Below are 15,799 nucleotides of genomic sequence, written 5' to 3' on the forward strand. Positions count from 1 at the left end.
GCCACGGCAGCGGCACCCTCCACGCAGGGCGTGGATCCATGATTCTCCCTTCTTCAGAGCGATCCCGATGAGCACTGCATCCTTTGACTATGACCTGATCGTCCTTGGCGGCGGTTCTGCCGGCCTGGCCGGCGCCATCCGGGCTGCCCAGCATGGCAAGCGCGTGGCGCTGCTGGAACCCGGCGCGCTGGGCGGTACCTGCGTCAATGTCGGCTGCGTGCCGAAGAAGGCGATGTGGCTGGCGGCCGACCTGCACGAGCGCATCGGCCTGGCCAGTGCGATGGGCTTCGATGTGCCGGCGCGCCCGGCGTTGTCGTGGAAGGAACTGGTAATCCATCGCCAGGCCTACATCAGCAACATCCACACCAGCTACAACAAGCGCCTGGACGAAACCGGCGTGGTGCGCATCCCCGCGCGCGGCCACCTGGTCGATGCGCACACCGTGGCGTGCAGCGATGGCGTGCGCTACAGCGCCGAGCACATCCTCATCGCCACCGGTGCACACCCGCAGCGGCCAGACATTCCCGGCGCGGCGCTGGGCCTGGTGTCCGATGATTTCTTCGACCTGCGCAGCGCACCGGCCGAGGTGGCGATCATCGGCGGCGGTTATATCGCGGTGGAGCTGGCCGGGCTGCTGCAGGCACTGGGCAGCCGGGTCAGCCTGCTGGTGCGGGGTACGCGCCTGCTGGAACGCTTCGATTACGAACTGACCGACCAGCTGGCCGAGAACCTGAAGCAGCAGGGCGTGCGCATCCACTTCGATTACCGCCTGCGTGAACTGCAGCGCGATGGTGAGCGCGTGCGTGCCTTCGGCCATGATGGCCCGCTGGACAGCGTGTTCGATGCGGTGTTCTTCGCGACCGGGCGCCGCGGCAACAGCCGCGATCTTGGCCTGGAAGCGCTGGGCATCGGCATCGGCGAGCACCAGCAGGTGGAAGTGGATGAGTGGCAGACCACGGCGGTGCCCAGCGTGCATGCCGTGGGTGACATTGCCGGCAAGGTTGGCCTGACCCCGGTGGCGGTGGCCGCGGCAAGGCGCCTGATGGACCGGCTGTTTGGTGGTCGCCCGAGCGCGAAGATGGATTACAGCAACGTGGCCAGCGTGGTGTTCTCGCACCCGCCGCTGGGCGCGGTAGGCATGAGCGAGGAACAGGCGCGCGCCTGTTTCGACCAGGTGACGGTCTATCACAGCCGGTTCCGGCCGATGCTGCAGGCGCTGGCCAACGGCACCCAGCGCAGCCTGTTCAAGATGGTCTGCGCCGGTGCCGACGAACGCGTGGTGGGCATCCATCTGCTGGGTGAAGCGGCCGACGAGATCCTGCAGGGCTTTGCGGTGGCGGTGAAGATGGGCGCGACCAAAGCCCAGTTCGACGACACCGTGGCCATCCACCCGACCTCGGCCGAGGAAGTCGTGCTGATGCGCTGACCCGCGGTTGGTGTAGAGCCGAGCCATGCCCGGCTGCGCCTGTCTGTAGAGCCGAGCCCACGCTCGGCTTTCTCCGCCTTGGCATCGCGAAGCCGAGCGTCGGCTCGGCTCTACGGGTTGCTGGGCGCGTGCATGCGACAATGCGCGTCCCCACATACCTCCGTGGCCGCACCCCGTGCGGCCTGCCGCCGTCCTGATGTCCAGTCCTTCCCCCCGCATCGCCACTGCTTCCCCGCGCATTGCCCTGGGTGGCATCGGCCTGGCTGCGGTCGGTGCCATCGCGGCGTCCGGCAAGGCCATCATCGTCAAGCTCGGCCTGCGCCATGGCGTGGATGCCACCACCCTGCTGGCCCTGCGCATGCTGATGGCGCTGCCGCTGTTCGTGCTGATGGCCCTGTGGTCGGCACGCCGTACCGAAGCGCTGTCCTGGGCCGACCGGGCGCGCGTGCTGTGGCTGGGCTTCACCGGTTACTACCTGTCCAGCCTGCTCGATTTCCAGGGCCTGCAGTACATCAGCGTGACCCTGGAACGGCTGATCCTGTACTTGAACCCGACCCTGGTGCTGCTGATCAACGTCCTGCTGGCGCGGCAGCGTCCGGGCCGCTGGCAGGTGGCAGCGCTGGTGCTGAGCTACCTGGGCGTGCTGCTGGCCTTCGGCCATGACCTGCAGCGCGAGGGCGGGCAGATCATCGTCGGCAGCCTGCTGGTGCTGGGCAGCGCGCTCAGCTACGCGCTGTACCTGTTCGGCAGTGGCCAGGTGGTCGCGCGCATCGGTGCGGTGCGGCTGACCGCCTATGCCAGCTGCGTGGCCAGCGTGCTGGTGCTGCTGCATTTCGCCATCACCCATCCGCTGCCGCTGCTGTGGCAGGCACCTGCGGCGGTGCAGTGGCTGTCGCTGGTCAACGCCACGGTATGCACCGTGCTGCCGGTGCTGGCCATCATGCTGGCCGTGCAGCGCGTCGGCTCGTCGCTGGCCGCGCAGGTGGGTATGCTGGGTCCGGTTTCCACCATCGTGATGAGTCTATGGCTGCTCGACGAGCCGATGGGGCCGGCGCAGATCGCCGGCACCGTGCTGGTGCTGATCGGCGTACTGCTGGTGACCCGCCTGCGGCGCTGACGCCGGAACAGGCGCGTGACCGCATCCTGGCGGTGATCCGCGCGATCCCGCCAGGGCAGGTGCTGGGCTACGGCCAGGTGGCCATGCGCGCGGGGCTGCCCGGCCGCGCACGGCTCACCGCGCGCATCCTGGGCCAGAACGAAGACCCCGGCCTGCCGTGGCACCGCGTGCTGCGCTCGGACGGGCGCATTGCCATGGCCGAAGGCTCGGCGGGCTGGCGCGAGCAGTCGCAGCGCCTGCGTGCCGAAGGCGTGGTGGTCGAGAACGGCCGGGTGCGGATGCCGGCCATCGACCCGGCTGCGGCGCTGGATGCCGCGATCTGGGGCCCGGGCTGATCGCTGCCGGCCACTGAACGGAGCGGGCGGGGCGGTCGCCACGCTGTCGTGATGCTGCGGCTATGATGGAGGCCGTTCCATGCCGGTATTCCCATGTTCCCGCGACTGCCCACCGTCACCAAGGCCCTGCTGATCGCCAACGCGATCCTGTTCCTGCTGCAGCAGCCGTTCCTGCTCGGCATGCAGACCTTCGAGCCCTTCATGCTGCAGCCCTGGCAGCAGGGCTTCGATGCGTTTTCCCCGGGCGGCAACTTCCAGCCCTGGCAGCTGCTGACCTACGGCTTCCTGCACGGCAGCTTCGGCCACCTGTTCTTCAACATGCTGGCGGTATTCATGTTTGGCGCGCCGCTGGAGCAGACGTGGGGCGAGAAGCGCTTCCTGCTGTACTACCTGGTGTGCGTGGCCGGTGCCGGCGTGTGCCAGTTGCTGGTGGGTACGCTGCTGGAGAACCCGGCCACGGTGCTGGGCGCATCCGGCGGTGTGTTCGGCCTGCTGCTGGCCTACGGCATGCTGTTCCCGAACCAGCGCGTGATGCTGCTGTTCCCGCCCATTCCGATGAAGGCACGCACGTTCGTGATCCTGTTCGGCGTGGGCGAACTGGTGCTGGGCATGACCGGCTGGCAGCCGGGCGTCGCGCATTTCGCACATCTGGGCGGCATGCTGTTCGGCTGGCTGCTGATCCGCTACTGGCGCGGGCAGCCGCCGTTCAACAAGCGCCGCCCGCCCGGCCCACCGAAGCGCCCGAACCATCTGCGCAGCGTCAAATGATCCAAGGGATCATTTGACGCTGTGGGTGCCGACCGTTGGTCGGCACGCTCTGGATCGGATCTTTTGACGCTGTAGGTGTTTGTGGGTGCCGACCGTTGGTCGGCACTCGGTGCCCACATCCACGCATGGCGTGGATCTACAGATCCTGCAACACCACCTGCGCCGCATTGTGCCCCGGTGCTCCGGTCACGCCGCCGCCGGGATGGGTGCCCGAACCACACAGGTACAACCCCGGCAGTGCACCGCGATAGCCCGCCTGGCCGACCATCGGCCGCGCCGAGAACAGCTGGTTGGCGCTGAGCGCACCGTGGAAGATGTCGCCGCCGATCAGGCCGAAGGTGCGTTCCAGGTCCAGCGGTGACAGCACCTGCCGGCCGAGCACGCTGGCCGCGAAGCCCGGCGCGTGCTGCTCGACCGTGGCGATCATCAGGTCGGCCACTTCGTCGCGATGATCATCCCAGTGCCGCCCGCCGGGCAGCACCGGCGCGACGTGCTGGCAGAACAGGCTGGCCACATGCTGCCCGGGCGGGGCCAGCGAATCGTCCAGCGTGCTGGGAATCAGCATCTCCACGATCGGTTCGCGCGACCAGCCCTCGCGGCGTGCATCCAGCCAGGCGCGGTCCATGTACTCCAGGCTGGGCGCCATGATGATGCCGGCGCTGAGGTGATCGCCGTGGCCGGGCAGGGCGCGGAAATCCGGCAGCCGCGACAGTGCGACGTTCATCCGGAACGTGCCCGAGCCGCAGCGCCACTGCGCCATCCGCTCGCGCGTCGCCTGCGGTACCTCTGCCGGTTCCAGCAACCGTTCGTAGAGCAGCTTGGGATTGACGTTGGCGATCACCGTGCGTGCGCGCAGGCTTTCGCCGTTGTCCAGTTCCACGCCGGCCGCACGGCCCTGCTCGACCAGAACGCGCCGCACACCGGCATCCACGCGCAGCTCGGCGCCGGCGTCGCGCGCCGAGGCTGCAATGGCCTGGCTGATCGCGCCCATGCCACCGATTGCGTGGCCCCAGGCACCCTTTACGCCGTTGCACTGGCCGAACACGTGGTGCAGCAGCACATACGCACTGCCCGGCGTGTACGGGCTGGCGAAATTGCCGACGATGCCATCGAAGCCAAACAGCGCCTTGATCGGTTCGCTCTCGAACCAGCGGTCCAGATACTCGGCGGCCGACAGCGTGAACAGGTCCAGCAGCTCCTGCCGCAGCGAGGCGTCCAGCGTGGCCAGTTCGCGGCCGAGGCGCCCCATCTGCCAGAGCGTGGGCAGGGCACGCCATCCGCCGGCCACGCCCAGGTCCGGTGGCGCACGCAGTGCCCATGCGCGCAGCACGTCGGCGAAGATCTCCAGCCGCGCTTCGTACTCGGGAAGCCGCTGCGCATCGCGCGCCGAGAACTTCGCGACCTCGGCCTGGGTGCGGCCCGGCGCCGACAGCAGGTAGCGGCCATCGTCCAGCGGCAGGAAGTTGTTGGCCGGCCGGTTGATGATGCGCAGGCCATGGGCATGCAGCTGCAGGTCGTCGATCACCTTCGGCTGCAGCAGCGACACGGTGTAGGACGCCACCGAGTTGCGGAAGCCGGGATGGAACTCCTCGGTAACCGCCGCTCCGCCCAGTACGTTGCGGCGCTCCAGCACCAGCACCTTCTTTCCCGCTCGCGCCAGGTAGGCCGCGCACACCAGCCCGTTGTGGCCGCCGCCGACGATGATGGCATCCCACTGGCTCATGCCTGGGCGATCGCCGCTTCGATGGTGGCGATGTCGATCTTCTTCATCGGCATCATCGCGTTGAAGGCGCGCTTGGCCAGCGCCTTGTCCGTGCTGGTCACCGCCTCGATCAGCATGCGCGGGCTGATTTGCCAGGATACGCCCCAGCGGTCCTTGCACCAGCCGCAGTCGCTTTCCTGGCCGCCATTGCCGACGATGGCATTCCACAGGCGATCGGTTTCGGCCTGGTCGGTGGTCTGGATCTGGAACGAGAACGCTTCGTTGTGCTTGAACGCCGGGCCGCCATTGAGGCCGACGCAGGCCACGCCACAGACGGTGAACTCGACGGTGAGCACGGCGCCTTCCTGGCCGGCCGGGTAGTCCCCGGGGGCGTGGTGGACGGCGGTCACCGCGCTGTCGGGGAAGGTGTTGGCGTAGAAGGTGGCGGCCTCCAGCGCGTCCTTGTCGTACCACACGCAGATGATGTTCCTGATGGCCATGAGCGGCTCCGCAGCGGGCGAAGGCGCAGCGATAGCACGGGCGGTGTTAATGCCGGATCGTGCTGCACTGCAGGACCGCGCTACCATCCTGCGGGAGAGCGGTTCCCTCCATGGCAGCACGACAGGGACGATGCGTGAAGATCCTGATCCTGGGCGGATATGGTGTATTTGGAGGGCGCCTGGTGCAGTTGCTGGCGGATCTGCCGCAGCTGGAGCTGCTCGTGGCCGGGCGCACCCTGGCGGCGGCCGAGGCGTTCTGCCTGGCGTACCGCGGCCAATCCACGCTGCGGCCCTTGCGGGTGGACCGGCAGCAGCTGGCGCCGACGTTGCAGGCCGAACGGCCCGACCTGGTGGTCGATGCGTCCGGCCCCTTCCAGGATTACGGCCGCCAGCGCTACGCGGCCATCGAAGCCTGCATCGCCGCCGGCATCGATTACCTGGACTTTGCCGACGCGGCAGATTTCGTTTCGGGTGTCCCGCAGTTCGACGCGCAGGCACGGGCGGCCGGCGTCTACGTGCTGTCCGGGGTCAGCAGCTTCCCGGTGCTGACCGCTGCGGTGCTGCGGGTGATGGCCACGCGCATGGACATCCTCAGCGTGGAAGGCGGCATCGCGCCGTCACCGTATGCGGGCATCGGCCTGAACGTGATGCGCGCGGTGGTGGGCTATGCCGGCGCGCCGGTGAAGCTGCGCCGTGGTGGGCGTGACAGCCACGGCGTGGGCCTGGCCGAGAGCCGCCGCTTCACCGTCGCGGTGCCGGGCCGGATACCGCTGCGCAACCTGCATTTCTCGCTGGTGGACGTGCCCGACCTGCAGGTGCTGCCGCCGGAACACCCGACGCTCACCGATATCTGGATCGGCGCCGGTCCGGTGCCGGAAGTCCTGCACCGTATCCTCAACCTGTTGGCCAAGGCCCGCCAGCGCCTGCGGCTGCCATCGCTGGAACCGTGCTCGCCGCTGTTCTACACCGTGCTGAACCTGATGAAGTTTGGCGAGCATCGCGGCGGCATGATCGTGCGCGCGGTCGGTGTGCGTGACGGTGCGCCGGTACGCCAGAGCTGGCATCTGCTGGCCGAGGCCGATGATGGTCCCTACATTCCATCGATGGCCATCGAAGCGCTGATCCGCAAGCAGCTCCTCGGCGAGCGGCCAGCGCCCGGTGCGCGCCCCGCGACGCACGCGTTGGAGCTGGCCGACTACGATCGACTGTTTGCCGGCCGCACCATCCATACCGGCTTCCGCCACGACATGCCCGGCGCCAGCCTGTACCAGCGCGTGCTGGGGGACGCCTATGCGCAGCTGCCAGCCGCCGTGCAGGCGCTGCATGCGCCGGGTGCGGCGCGGCGCTGGCAGGGCAGGGCGCAGGTGCAGCGCGGCCGAGGCCTGCTGTCGCGTCTGCTGGGTGCGCTGTTTGGTTTTCCGGCGGCGGGCGAGCAGGTGCCGGTCAGCGTTGAGTTCACGCCGGAAGCCGGCGGCGAGCGCTGGACGCGCACGTTTGCCGGCCGCCGTTTTTCCTCGCTGCAGACCGAAGGCCGCGGCCGCAACGAAGCGCTGCTGGTCGAGCGCTTCGGTGCGGTGTCGGTGGCTCTGGCCGTCGTGGTCGAGGGCGGCCAGCTGCAACTGGTACCGCGCCGCTGGTCGCTGCTCGGCATTCCGCTGCCACGCGCGCTGCTGCCGGGTGAGAACAGCTTCGAGTCGGAAGTGGACGGGCGTTTCGTGTTCGATGTCGAGATCGGCGCGCCGCTGGTCGGTCGCATCGTGCACTACCGGGGAACGCTGGAACCAGGGTGACGCGGGTTGGGCTGGTCGCAGGAACGAGGGCGCCCCTGAGGCGCCCTTTTTTGTCGCTGTATTTCTTCCCCGAAGCATCGATGAAACCGAAAGAATTAACTCGGTAAATCTTTCGAATATCCCGGATTCGCGGCGCGGATTCTCTCGAATATCGTCGCGGATAAGCGGTCAAAAATGCCAGCAAAAGTCTCAGTTGAATGGAATGTAAACAATTGTTTTCTTTTGTGTCAAGAAAAAATCAATTAAATCAACAAGATAAAATATTTGCTATCAACCCTTGCAAGTTAAACTTTTATGAAATTAATATTCTATTCAGCTGCTACGAAGATGAAACGCTGATGCAGCGAGTCTGAAAAACGAATGTGTCTTTTCACGGAACAAGGAATTTTCATGACCTATAGCAAGACGGCCATCCGGCTGAAGCGCACGGCACTTGCCGCTGTCCTGACCTCCTTCATCGGCGCCGCCGCGGCGCAGAGCACCACCGGTTCCCTGTATGGCAACGCCCCGGCCGCCGCAGGCGCCACGGTCGTCGTACAGAGCGACTCGGGCCTCAAGCGCAGCGCGAACGTCGATGCAAACGGCCGCTACAACCTCGGTTCACTGCCGGTGGGCCGGTACTCCATCACCCTCGAGCGTGACGGGCAGGTGGTAGAGCAACGCGACAACGTGCTGCTGAAGGTCGGTGTCGGCACGGAAGTCTCCTTTGGCCAGTCCGCCAGCGGCGGTGCCACCAACCTCGACGCAGTGAACGTCACTGCAGCCAACATCCCGAAGATCGACGTGACCAACACGGTCTCCAAGTCGGTCATCACCTCCGAACAGCTCGATGTCCTGCCGCTGGGCCGCAGCGCCGAAGCGATCGCCCTGCTCGCGCCAGGCGTTGTCGCCGGCAGTGGCGAGTTCTCCAATGGTTCGCGCTCGGTGCTGTCGTTCGGCGGCTCCAGTGTCACCGAGAACGCGTACTACCTGAACGGCTTCAACGCGACCAACCCGCTCAATGCAATGGGCGGTGTCAGCCTGCCGTATGGCTCGATCGACCAGCAGGAAACCTTCATGGGTGGCTACGGCGCCGGCTACGGCCGTTCCACCGGCGGCGTGATCAACCAGCTCGGCAAGCGCGGTACCAATGAATGGAAGTTCGGCTTCCAGACCACCTGGTCGCCCGATTCGCTGGCCGAATCGCCGCGAGACATCTACTACCCCAATCACACCGCGCCACCGGGTCTCGAACTCGAGGACGATACCGGCACGGTGGCCGGCTCCCTGTACCGCTCGCGCAAGGGCGACACGGCGACCCGCACCACCTACAGCGGCTATGTCAGCGGCCCGCTGATCGAGGATCGCCTGTTCATCCACCTCGCCGCCGAGAAGGATCGCAACGAGGGCGTGTCCACCAGTGCTGCCGAAGCCGCACAGCAGATCCGCAGCCACTACACCACCGATACGCCCAAGTTCTACGGCAAGATCGACTGGAACATCAACGACAGCAACACGCTGGAATACACCCGGCTGCAGAACACGGACCGCTACAGCAGCTACTACCGCGAGTTCGACTACGACACGATGAGCGAAGGCGAGCGCACCGGTACCTTCGCCAACACGACCAAGCTCAAGGACGAGTTCGACATCTTCAAGTACACCGGGTACCTGACCGATGACCTGACCCTGAGCGCCGTGTGGGGCCGCAGCAAGGAAACCAACCTGGAATCCAATCCGCAGGATTCGGCCAACCCCTACATCAGTGGACCGACCAGCCAGGATCCGTCGATCACCGGCGGTACGCCGATCCGCAACGACCAGACTGCGCTGTACACCAAGTCGCTGGATGCGGGCAGCAAGACCCGCGGCCTGCGCGTGGACCTGCAGTACCGCATCGGCAGCCATGAGCTGACCGCCGGTATCGACAACATGACCTACCAGGGCCACAACGAAGGGCAGGCGATGACCGGCCCGGGTTACGCCTGGATCTATTCGCGCATCGCACCGGGTTCTTCGCCGGCGCCGGCGTTCGACGTCGCCGCCCCGGGTGGTGATGGCTACTACGTGCAGAAGTACATCTTCTCCACCACCACCAGCATGTCGGTGGAACAGAAGGCCTACTACCTGGAAGACCGCTGGCAGGTCAGCCCGAACTGGCTGCTGACCCTGGGCCTGCGCAACGACAAGTTCACCAACTACAACAGCTCGGCCATTGCCTACGTTGAAAGTGGTGACCAGTGGGCCCCGCGCCTGGGCGCCAGCTGGGATGTCTTTGGTGATTCGTCGATGAAGGTGTTCGCCAACCTCGGCCGCTACTACCTGGCCCTGCCCAACAGCGTGGCCATCCGTGGCGCATCGGCATCGACCTATACCCGTGAGTACTTCACCTACGGTGGCATCGATGCCAACGGCAACCCGACCGACCTGACCGCACTGGGCCCGGGCCCGGTATCGACCAACAACGAGTACGGCGTTGCGCCCGATCCGTTGTCGGTTGCACCGACCGACCTGAAGTCGCAGTACCAGGATGAGTTCATCATGGGCTTCGAAAAGACCCTGGGTTCGTCCTGGAACACGGGTGCGAAGTTCACCTACCGTCGCCTGCAGACCGCCATCGACGATACCTGCGACTCCGACCAGATCTACGCAAAGCTCGATGCGATGGGCGTTGATACGGACGGCCTGGAAGTGCCGGGCTGCGTGATCTTCAACCCGGGCAAGACCAATACCTTCATGGTCAAGCACAGCGATGGCTCGGGTTACACGCCGGTGCAGATGAGCTCGTCGGACTGGGGCTACAACGGCAACAAGGCCAAGCGCAGCTACGTTGCAGTCGATCTGTTCATCGAGCATCCGCTGAGTGACAAGTGGTACGGCCGCCTGGATTACACCTGGTCGCGCAGCTACGGCAACACCGAAGGCCAGGTCAAGTCGGACATCGGCCAGGATGAAGCGGCCAAGACCCAGGACTGGGATTCCTACTACCTGATGGAGTACGCCGGTGGCTACCTCGCCAACGACCGTCGCCACCAGCTGAAGGGCTACGGCGCGTACCAGTTCAACGATGAGTGGACGGCGTCGGCCACCCTGCGCGTCACCTCGGGCATGCCGAAGAGCTGCCTCGGCTACTACGGTGCGGATGGCAGCGATCCGATCGGCTATGAATCGTCGTACCACTACTGCAACGGCGAGCCGTCGCGCCCGGGTGATGCCGGCCGCCAGCCGTGGACCTATCGCTTCGACCTGGGCGTGATGTACCGCCCGGCCTTTGCCGACCACAAGCTGGCATTCGGCCTGGACGTGTTCAATGTGCTCAACCAGCGCCGTGCGGTCCAGTCCGATCCGTCGTATGAATCGGGCCAGCACACGATTTCCAATACCTACGGTATCGGCACCTTCTACACCGCGCCGCGTTCGGTGCGCCTGAGCGCGTCCTACGATTTCTGATGTAAAAACCGCTCTCTTTCAGCAGCACGTTTGACCCCGGCATCTGCCGGGGTCTTTTTATGTGCGGGCACCGCCCACGAAAAAGGCGCCCTGCGGCGCCTTCTTCGTTACTGCACCACGCTCGTGCTCAGCGCCAGACCTTGATCTGCTCGGCGTCGGTGCGCTGCATCGGCTGGCCGGCCTTGCAGCTGAAGGTCGCGCCGAACGCCGGCAGGTTCGACAGCGGGCCGTTGGTGCGCCAGCGGCCCGGTGCACGGATGTCGGCGGTCAGGCGGCGAGCGGCTTCGTTCGGCGACAGCTGCTGCGGCCACAGCGCAGCCCAGGCGCGGAAGAAGCCCTGCTGCTGCGCCGGCTTGGCCTTCGGCTCCTGCGCGGTGTAGGCCGCCCAGGCCAGTTCCAGGCCGGCGATGTCGGCCAGGTTCTCTTCCTGGGTCAGCGTGCCGTTGACCTTGGCACCCTTCACGCCGGGGAATTCGTAGGCGCCGTACTGCGCGGCCACGCGGCTGCCGAGCAGGGTCCAGGCGGTCTTGTCGGCCGGGGTCCACCAGCTGCGCAGTTCGCCCTTGGCATCGACCAGCGCGCCCTTGGCATCGATGGCACGGTTCAGTTCGTGGCCGACCAGGCCACCGAAGCTGCCGAACTTGTCGGCGGCATCGGCCTTGGCGTTGAACACCGGGCCCTGCAGGATGGCGGCGGTGACGATCAGGCGGTTCTGCGCCAGATCATAGGCCAGCGACGGCTGCTGCGGCAGCACGTCCCAGCGGCGGTCGGCATTGCCCTTGCCGATGCGCTTCATTTCCTCGCGGTGGCGCCAGGTCGAAGCGATCAGCATGTTGCCGCCGAACGAACCACGGCCCATCGGCTGCACGGTGTAGTCCAGGTCGCGCAGCGGGGTGCCGATCTCGATCTTCAGCGCGCCCAGCTTGGCCTGTGCTTCGGCCTTGGCCTCGGCGCTCATCCAGGTGCTGTTCTTGACCGCCTCGATCTGCACTTCACGCACCTTGTCGACGATCCACGCCGCCTGGCGACGGTCTTCGGCGGACAGGTAGCGGGCGGCGTACTCGCGGCCGACCATCGGGCCGGCGGCCACGTTGATGGCATCCAGGACGCTTTCCCAGCGCTGCGCGGGCAGGGTCTGGCCACGCAGCACGCGGCCGCGGAACTCGAACTCGGCGTCGCGGTAGGCCTTGGACAGGTACGGTGCCATCGAGTCGCCCACGCGCCAGCGCAGGTAAGCCTTCCACTGTTCCGGCTTGAGCTTGGTGACCATGGTGTCGAGCTGCTTGAACAGGCCCGGGTCCGCCAGCGAGACCAGGTCGTCGTTCACGCCCTGCGCCTTCAGGAAGGCATCCAGCTGCAGGTTGCGGTAGCGGCTGTTGAGTTCCTTGGTCGAGATCGGCGCGTAGTTGTTGAACGGGTTGTTGATGCCGGCCAGCGACTGCGCGTTGCGGGCCAGTTCGGTTTCCAGTTCGATCACCGACTGCGATTCGGCATCCAGCTTGGCTGCCGGGGTGCCGGTCAGGGCCAGGATCTGCTTGACGTAGTTGCGGTAGCGGCCCATCAGGGCCACGGTGTCGGCGTCGGTACGGGTGTAGAACGCCGGGTCGGGCAGGCCCATGCCGCCTTGCATGAAGTAGCCGATGTGGCGGTCCAGCGCCTTCAGGTCCACGTCCGGGCCGAAGTTGAAGGCCACCGGGATGCCGACCTGGTGCAGCGCGGCGATCGAGGCCGGCACGTCCTTGGCCTTCTTGATCGCGTTGATGCGGGTCAGCAGCGGGGCGATCGGGTTGGAGCCATCGGCTTCCACCGCGGCTTCGTCCAGGCCGCTGGCCCAGAAGTCGCCCAGCAGCTTCTGCACGTTGCCCTGCGGCGCCTTCATCGAGGCGTCCAGCAGTTCACGCTGCTGCTGGCGGCTGCGGTCGACCAGCTGGCCCAGCGCGGTGGCGGCGCCGGACTGCGGCACCGGGTTGGCCTTCAGCCAGTCCGCGTTGGTGGCATCGTAGAAATCGCTGCACTGGGCGCTGACGGCCGGGGCGCGCACGGCCTTCTTCTTGGCGGCGAACGCATCGTGGGTCGGGACCAGGGTCGCCAGGCTGATACCCAGGGCGACGGCAAGCGGACGGAAATTGGGCATGTAGAACGAATCCGTGATGGATTGAGGGCGGGCGAACTATAGCAAGCCGTGCATGGGCACGGGATGCATGCGTCACGTCGCATCCGCCGGGCATGGCCCGGCGCTACCGGGGGGTGTGGCATGGGCACGGGATGCATGCGTCACGTCGCATCCGCCGGGCACGGCCCGGCACTACCGGGGGGTGTGGCATGGGCACGGGATGCATGCGTCACGTCACATCCGCCGGGCATGGCCCGGCGCTACCGGGTGGCATGGCCAGTAGATCCACGCCATGCGTGGATGGCCGGAGCCGCCAAAAACAAAGGCCCGGGAAATCCCGGGCCTTCGAGGGTCTGCCTTGGCGTCAGCCGCGGCTTACCAGATCACCACCTGCTGGTCGCCGGTGCGGGCCATCGGCGAGCCGGCCTTGCACTGGAATGCAGCGGCGAAGGTCGGCAGGTTCGACGGCGCACCCATGGCGCGGAACTGCGCCGGGGCGTGCGGGTCGGTCGCCAGGCGGACCTTGGCGTTTTCAGCGGTGTACTTGGTGCGCCACACGGTGGCCCAGTTGAAGAAGAAGCGCTGGTCGCGGGTGAAGCCGTCGACCTTCGGATCTTCCTTGCCGGCGGTGGCCTTCTGCAGGGCGTCGTAGGCGGTGGCCAGGCCACCCAGGTCGGCGATGTTCTCGCCCAGGGTCAGGTGGCCGTTCACGGCCTGGCCGTCGACCTTGTACTGGTCGAACTGCTTGACCAGCTTGCCGGTCAGGCCTTCGAAGTTCTTCTTGTCAGCCGCGGTCCACCAGTCTTCCAGGTTGCCGGTCGGCCCGAAGCGCGCGCCCTGGTCGTCGTAACCGTGGGTCATTTCGTGGCCGATCACCGCGCCGATGCCGCCGTAGTTCAGGGCGTCGTCGGCCTTCGGGTCGAAGAACGGCGGCTGCAGGATGGCGGCCGGGAACACGATCTCGTTCTGCAGCGGGTTGTAGTAGGCGTTGACCGTCTGCGGGGTCATGCCCCACTCGGTCTTGTCCACCGGCTTGCCGACCTTGGACAGGTTGAACTTGTAGTTGAACTCGTTGGCGGCGCGCACGTTGCCCAGGTAGCTGTCGCGCTGGGTCTGCAGGCCGGCCCAGTCACGCCACTTGTCCGGGTAACCGATCTTCGGGGTGAAGGTTTCCCACTTGGCGATGGCCTTGGCCTTGGTCTCGTCGCTCATCCAGCTCAGGCCCTGGATGCGTTCCTTCAGCGACGCGGCAAGGTTCTTCACCAGTTCTTCCATCTTCGCCTTGGCTTCCGGCGAGAAGGCGACCTTCACGTACAGCTGGCCGAAGGCTTCGCCGGCATCGTTCTCGATGGTGCCCAGCACGCGCTTCCAGCGCGGCTTCTGTTCCTTCTGGCCATTGAGGGTCTTGCCGTAGAACTCGTAGTTCTCCTGCACGAAGGCGTCGGCCAGGTACGGCGAGGCGCCATCAACGGTGTGGAAGCGCAGGTAGGCGCGCCAGACCGACGGATCGGTGTCGCCCAGTGCCTTGCTCACTTCCTCGTGGAAGGCCGGCATGGCCAGCGAGAACTTCTCCGGTGCGGCAACGCCCTGCGACTTGAAGAACTCGGTCCAGCTGAAGTTCGGGGTCAGCTTGTCGGCGTCGGCCAGGGTGACCGGGTTGTAGAACAGCTCCACGTTGCGCGACAGGTCGACGCGCGACTTGGAAGCCTTGGCCAGGCGGGTCTCGAACTTGACCACGTCCTCGGCCTGCTTGGCGGCATCGGCAGCGGCCACGCCCGACAGTTCCAGCACCTTGGCGACGTGCGCCTGGTAGGCCTTCAGCTTGTCGGCGTTCTTGGTGTCGGTGTAATAGGTGGTGTCCGGCAGGCCCAGGCCGCCCTGGCTGGCGTAGGCCATGTTCATGGCCGAGTTCTTGAAGTCCGCTTCGGCGCCGAAGCCGAACAGGACGTTGTCGCCCTTGGCGGCGCTGGTGCGCAGGTAATCGGCGATGGCGGCCTTGTCCTGCAGGCCGTCGATGGCGGCCAGGTCAGCCTTCATCGGCTCGATGCCCTGGGCGTTGATCTTGGCTTCGTCCATGCCGGTGGCCCACAGGTCGCCGACGATCTTCTCGATGTGGTTCGGGTTCTTGACCTGGGCAAGCTGCTCGGCCAGCTGGTGCTGCACGGCCACCGAACGCTCGTCGAGAATGGTGAAGGCGCCCCAGCTGGTGCGGTCGCCCGGAATCTCATTGGCGGCCAGCCACTTGCTGTTGACGTAGTCGCCAAAGGCGCCGCAGGCGTCCATCGCGCTGTCCAGGTCACTGGCCTGGAAGGCGTTGTAGGCCGGCAGCTTGGCCTCGTCCAGCTTGTAGGTGGTGGCCTGGTCAGTGGCGGCCGGCGTGGAGGCGGTGGCGTCCTTTGCCGGGGTGTCGGTCTTGCCGCAGCCGACCAGCGCGGCCGAAACGGCCAGGGTCAGCAGCACGATCTTGGGAGTACGGGTCACTTGAATGGCCTCCAGGCCGAGTGATTCAGGGAAGGGCCGTTTGGGGCGGCCGTGGGCCGAACGATACGCCGCTGGCCCGCCCTGCAAGGGTGTCGAAGGTCATGGCCGATTGCAAACCCCGCAGCCGTTGGCCGGACC

10 protein-coding genes are annotated in these 15,799 nt (G+C 66.4%); 6 read left to right on the plus strand and 4 right to left on the minus strand.

What is annotated here, in order from left to right; translation table 11 throughout:
* Positions 1-67: 67 nt before the first annotated feature.
* The 4 genes from gorA (at position 68) to QMZ26_RS15300 (ending at position 3,646) form a co-directional block, all read left to right on the plus strand.
* Positions 68-1,426: a glutathione-disulfide reductase gene (gene gorA / locus QMZ26_RS15285; RefSeq protein ID WP_283221945.1), complete on the plus strand. Its 1,359-nt coding sequence runs from the start codon at positions 68-70 to the stop codon at positions 1,424-1,426.
* A 196-nt stretch (positions 1,427-1,622) separates the two neighbouring features.
* Positions 1,623-2,543, plus strand: a complete 921-nt coding sequence (locus QMZ26_RS15290) for a DMT family transporter (protein ID WP_108760610.1) — start codon at positions 1,623-1,625, stop codon at positions 2,541-2,543.
* Entirely contained in the window at positions 2,540-2,878 is a 339-nt protein-coding gene (locus QMZ26_RS15295) for an MGMT family protein (protein WP_234458311.1), read from the plus strand. The genes QMZ26_RS15290 and QMZ26_RS15295 overlap by 4 nt, the downstream gene beginning before the upstream one ends.
* A gap of 93 nt (positions 2,879-2,971) precedes the next feature.
* Positions 2,972-3,646: a rhomboid family intramembrane serine protease gene (locus QMZ26_RS15300; RefSeq protein ID WP_079222658.1), complete on the plus strand. Its 675-nt coding sequence runs from the start codon at positions 2,972-2,974 to the stop codon at positions 3,644-3,646.
* A gap of 136 nt (positions 3,647-3,782) precedes the next feature.
* On the opposite strand, the gene QMZ26_RS15305 is transcribed toward QMZ26_RS15300, so the two are convergent.
* Together QMZ26_RS15305 and QMZ26_RS15310 are read right to left on the minus strand one after the other, a co-directional pair.
* Positions 3,783-5,369 carry an NAD(P)/FAD-dependent oxidoreductase gene (locus QMZ26_RS15305; RefSeq protein WP_283221946.1) on the minus strand — a complete coding sequence of 529 codons (1,587 nt, stop codon included), beginning with the start codon at positions 5,367-5,369 and terminating at the stop codon, positions 3,783-3,785.
* On the minus strand, positions 5,366-5,848 hold the full coding sequence (locus QMZ26_RS15310; RefSeq protein ID WP_108758107.1) for a VOC family protein: 483 nt from the start codon (positions 5,846-5,848) through the stop codon (positions 5,366-5,368). Before QMZ26_RS15310 ends, QMZ26_RS15305 begins: the two co-directional genes overlap by 4 nt.
* A gap of 134 nt (positions 5,849-5,982) precedes the next feature.
* Between QMZ26_RS15310 and QMZ26_RS15315 the strand changes: the two genes are divergently transcribed.
* Both QMZ26_RS15315 and QMZ26_RS15320 read left to right on the plus strand, forming a co-directional pair.
* On the plus strand, positions 5,983-7,638 hold the full coding sequence (locus QMZ26_RS15315) for an SDR family oxidoreductase (RefSeq protein WP_283221947.1): 1,656 nt from the start codon (positions 5,983-5,985) through the stop codon (positions 7,636-7,638).
* A gap of 390 nt (positions 7,639-8,028) precedes the next feature.
* Positions 8,029-11,067 (plus strand): carboxypeptidase regulatory-like domain-containing protein, encoded by a 3,039-nt coding sequence (locus QMZ26_RS15320; protein ID WP_283221948.1) that lies wholly within the window; start codon positions 8,029-8,031, stop codon positions 11,065-11,067.
* A 127-nt stretch (positions 11,068-11,194) separates the two neighbouring features.
* On the opposite strand, the gene QMZ26_RS15325 is transcribed toward QMZ26_RS15320, so the two are convergent.
* Together QMZ26_RS15325 and QMZ26_RS15330 are read right to left on the minus strand one after the other, a co-directional pair.
* Entirely contained in the window at positions 11,195-13,201 is a 2,007-nt protein-coding gene (locus tag QMZ26_RS15325; protein ID WP_283221949.1) for a M13 family metallopeptidase, read from the minus strand.
* A gap of 354 nt (positions 13,202-13,555) precedes the next feature.
* Positions 13,556-15,661, minus strand: coding sequence for a M13-type metalloendopeptidase (locus QMZ26_RS15330; protein ID WP_283221950.1), 2,106 nt, complete (start codon positions 15,659-15,661; stop codon positions 13,556-13,558).
* Positions 15,662-15,799 lie beyond the last annotated feature (138 nt).

It is taken from the genome of Stenotrophomonas sp. PFBMAA-4 (genome assembly GCF_030053215.1).
Classification (GTDB): domain Bacteria; phylum Pseudomonadota; class Gammaproteobacteria; order Xanthomonadales; family Xanthomonadaceae; genus Stenotrophomonas.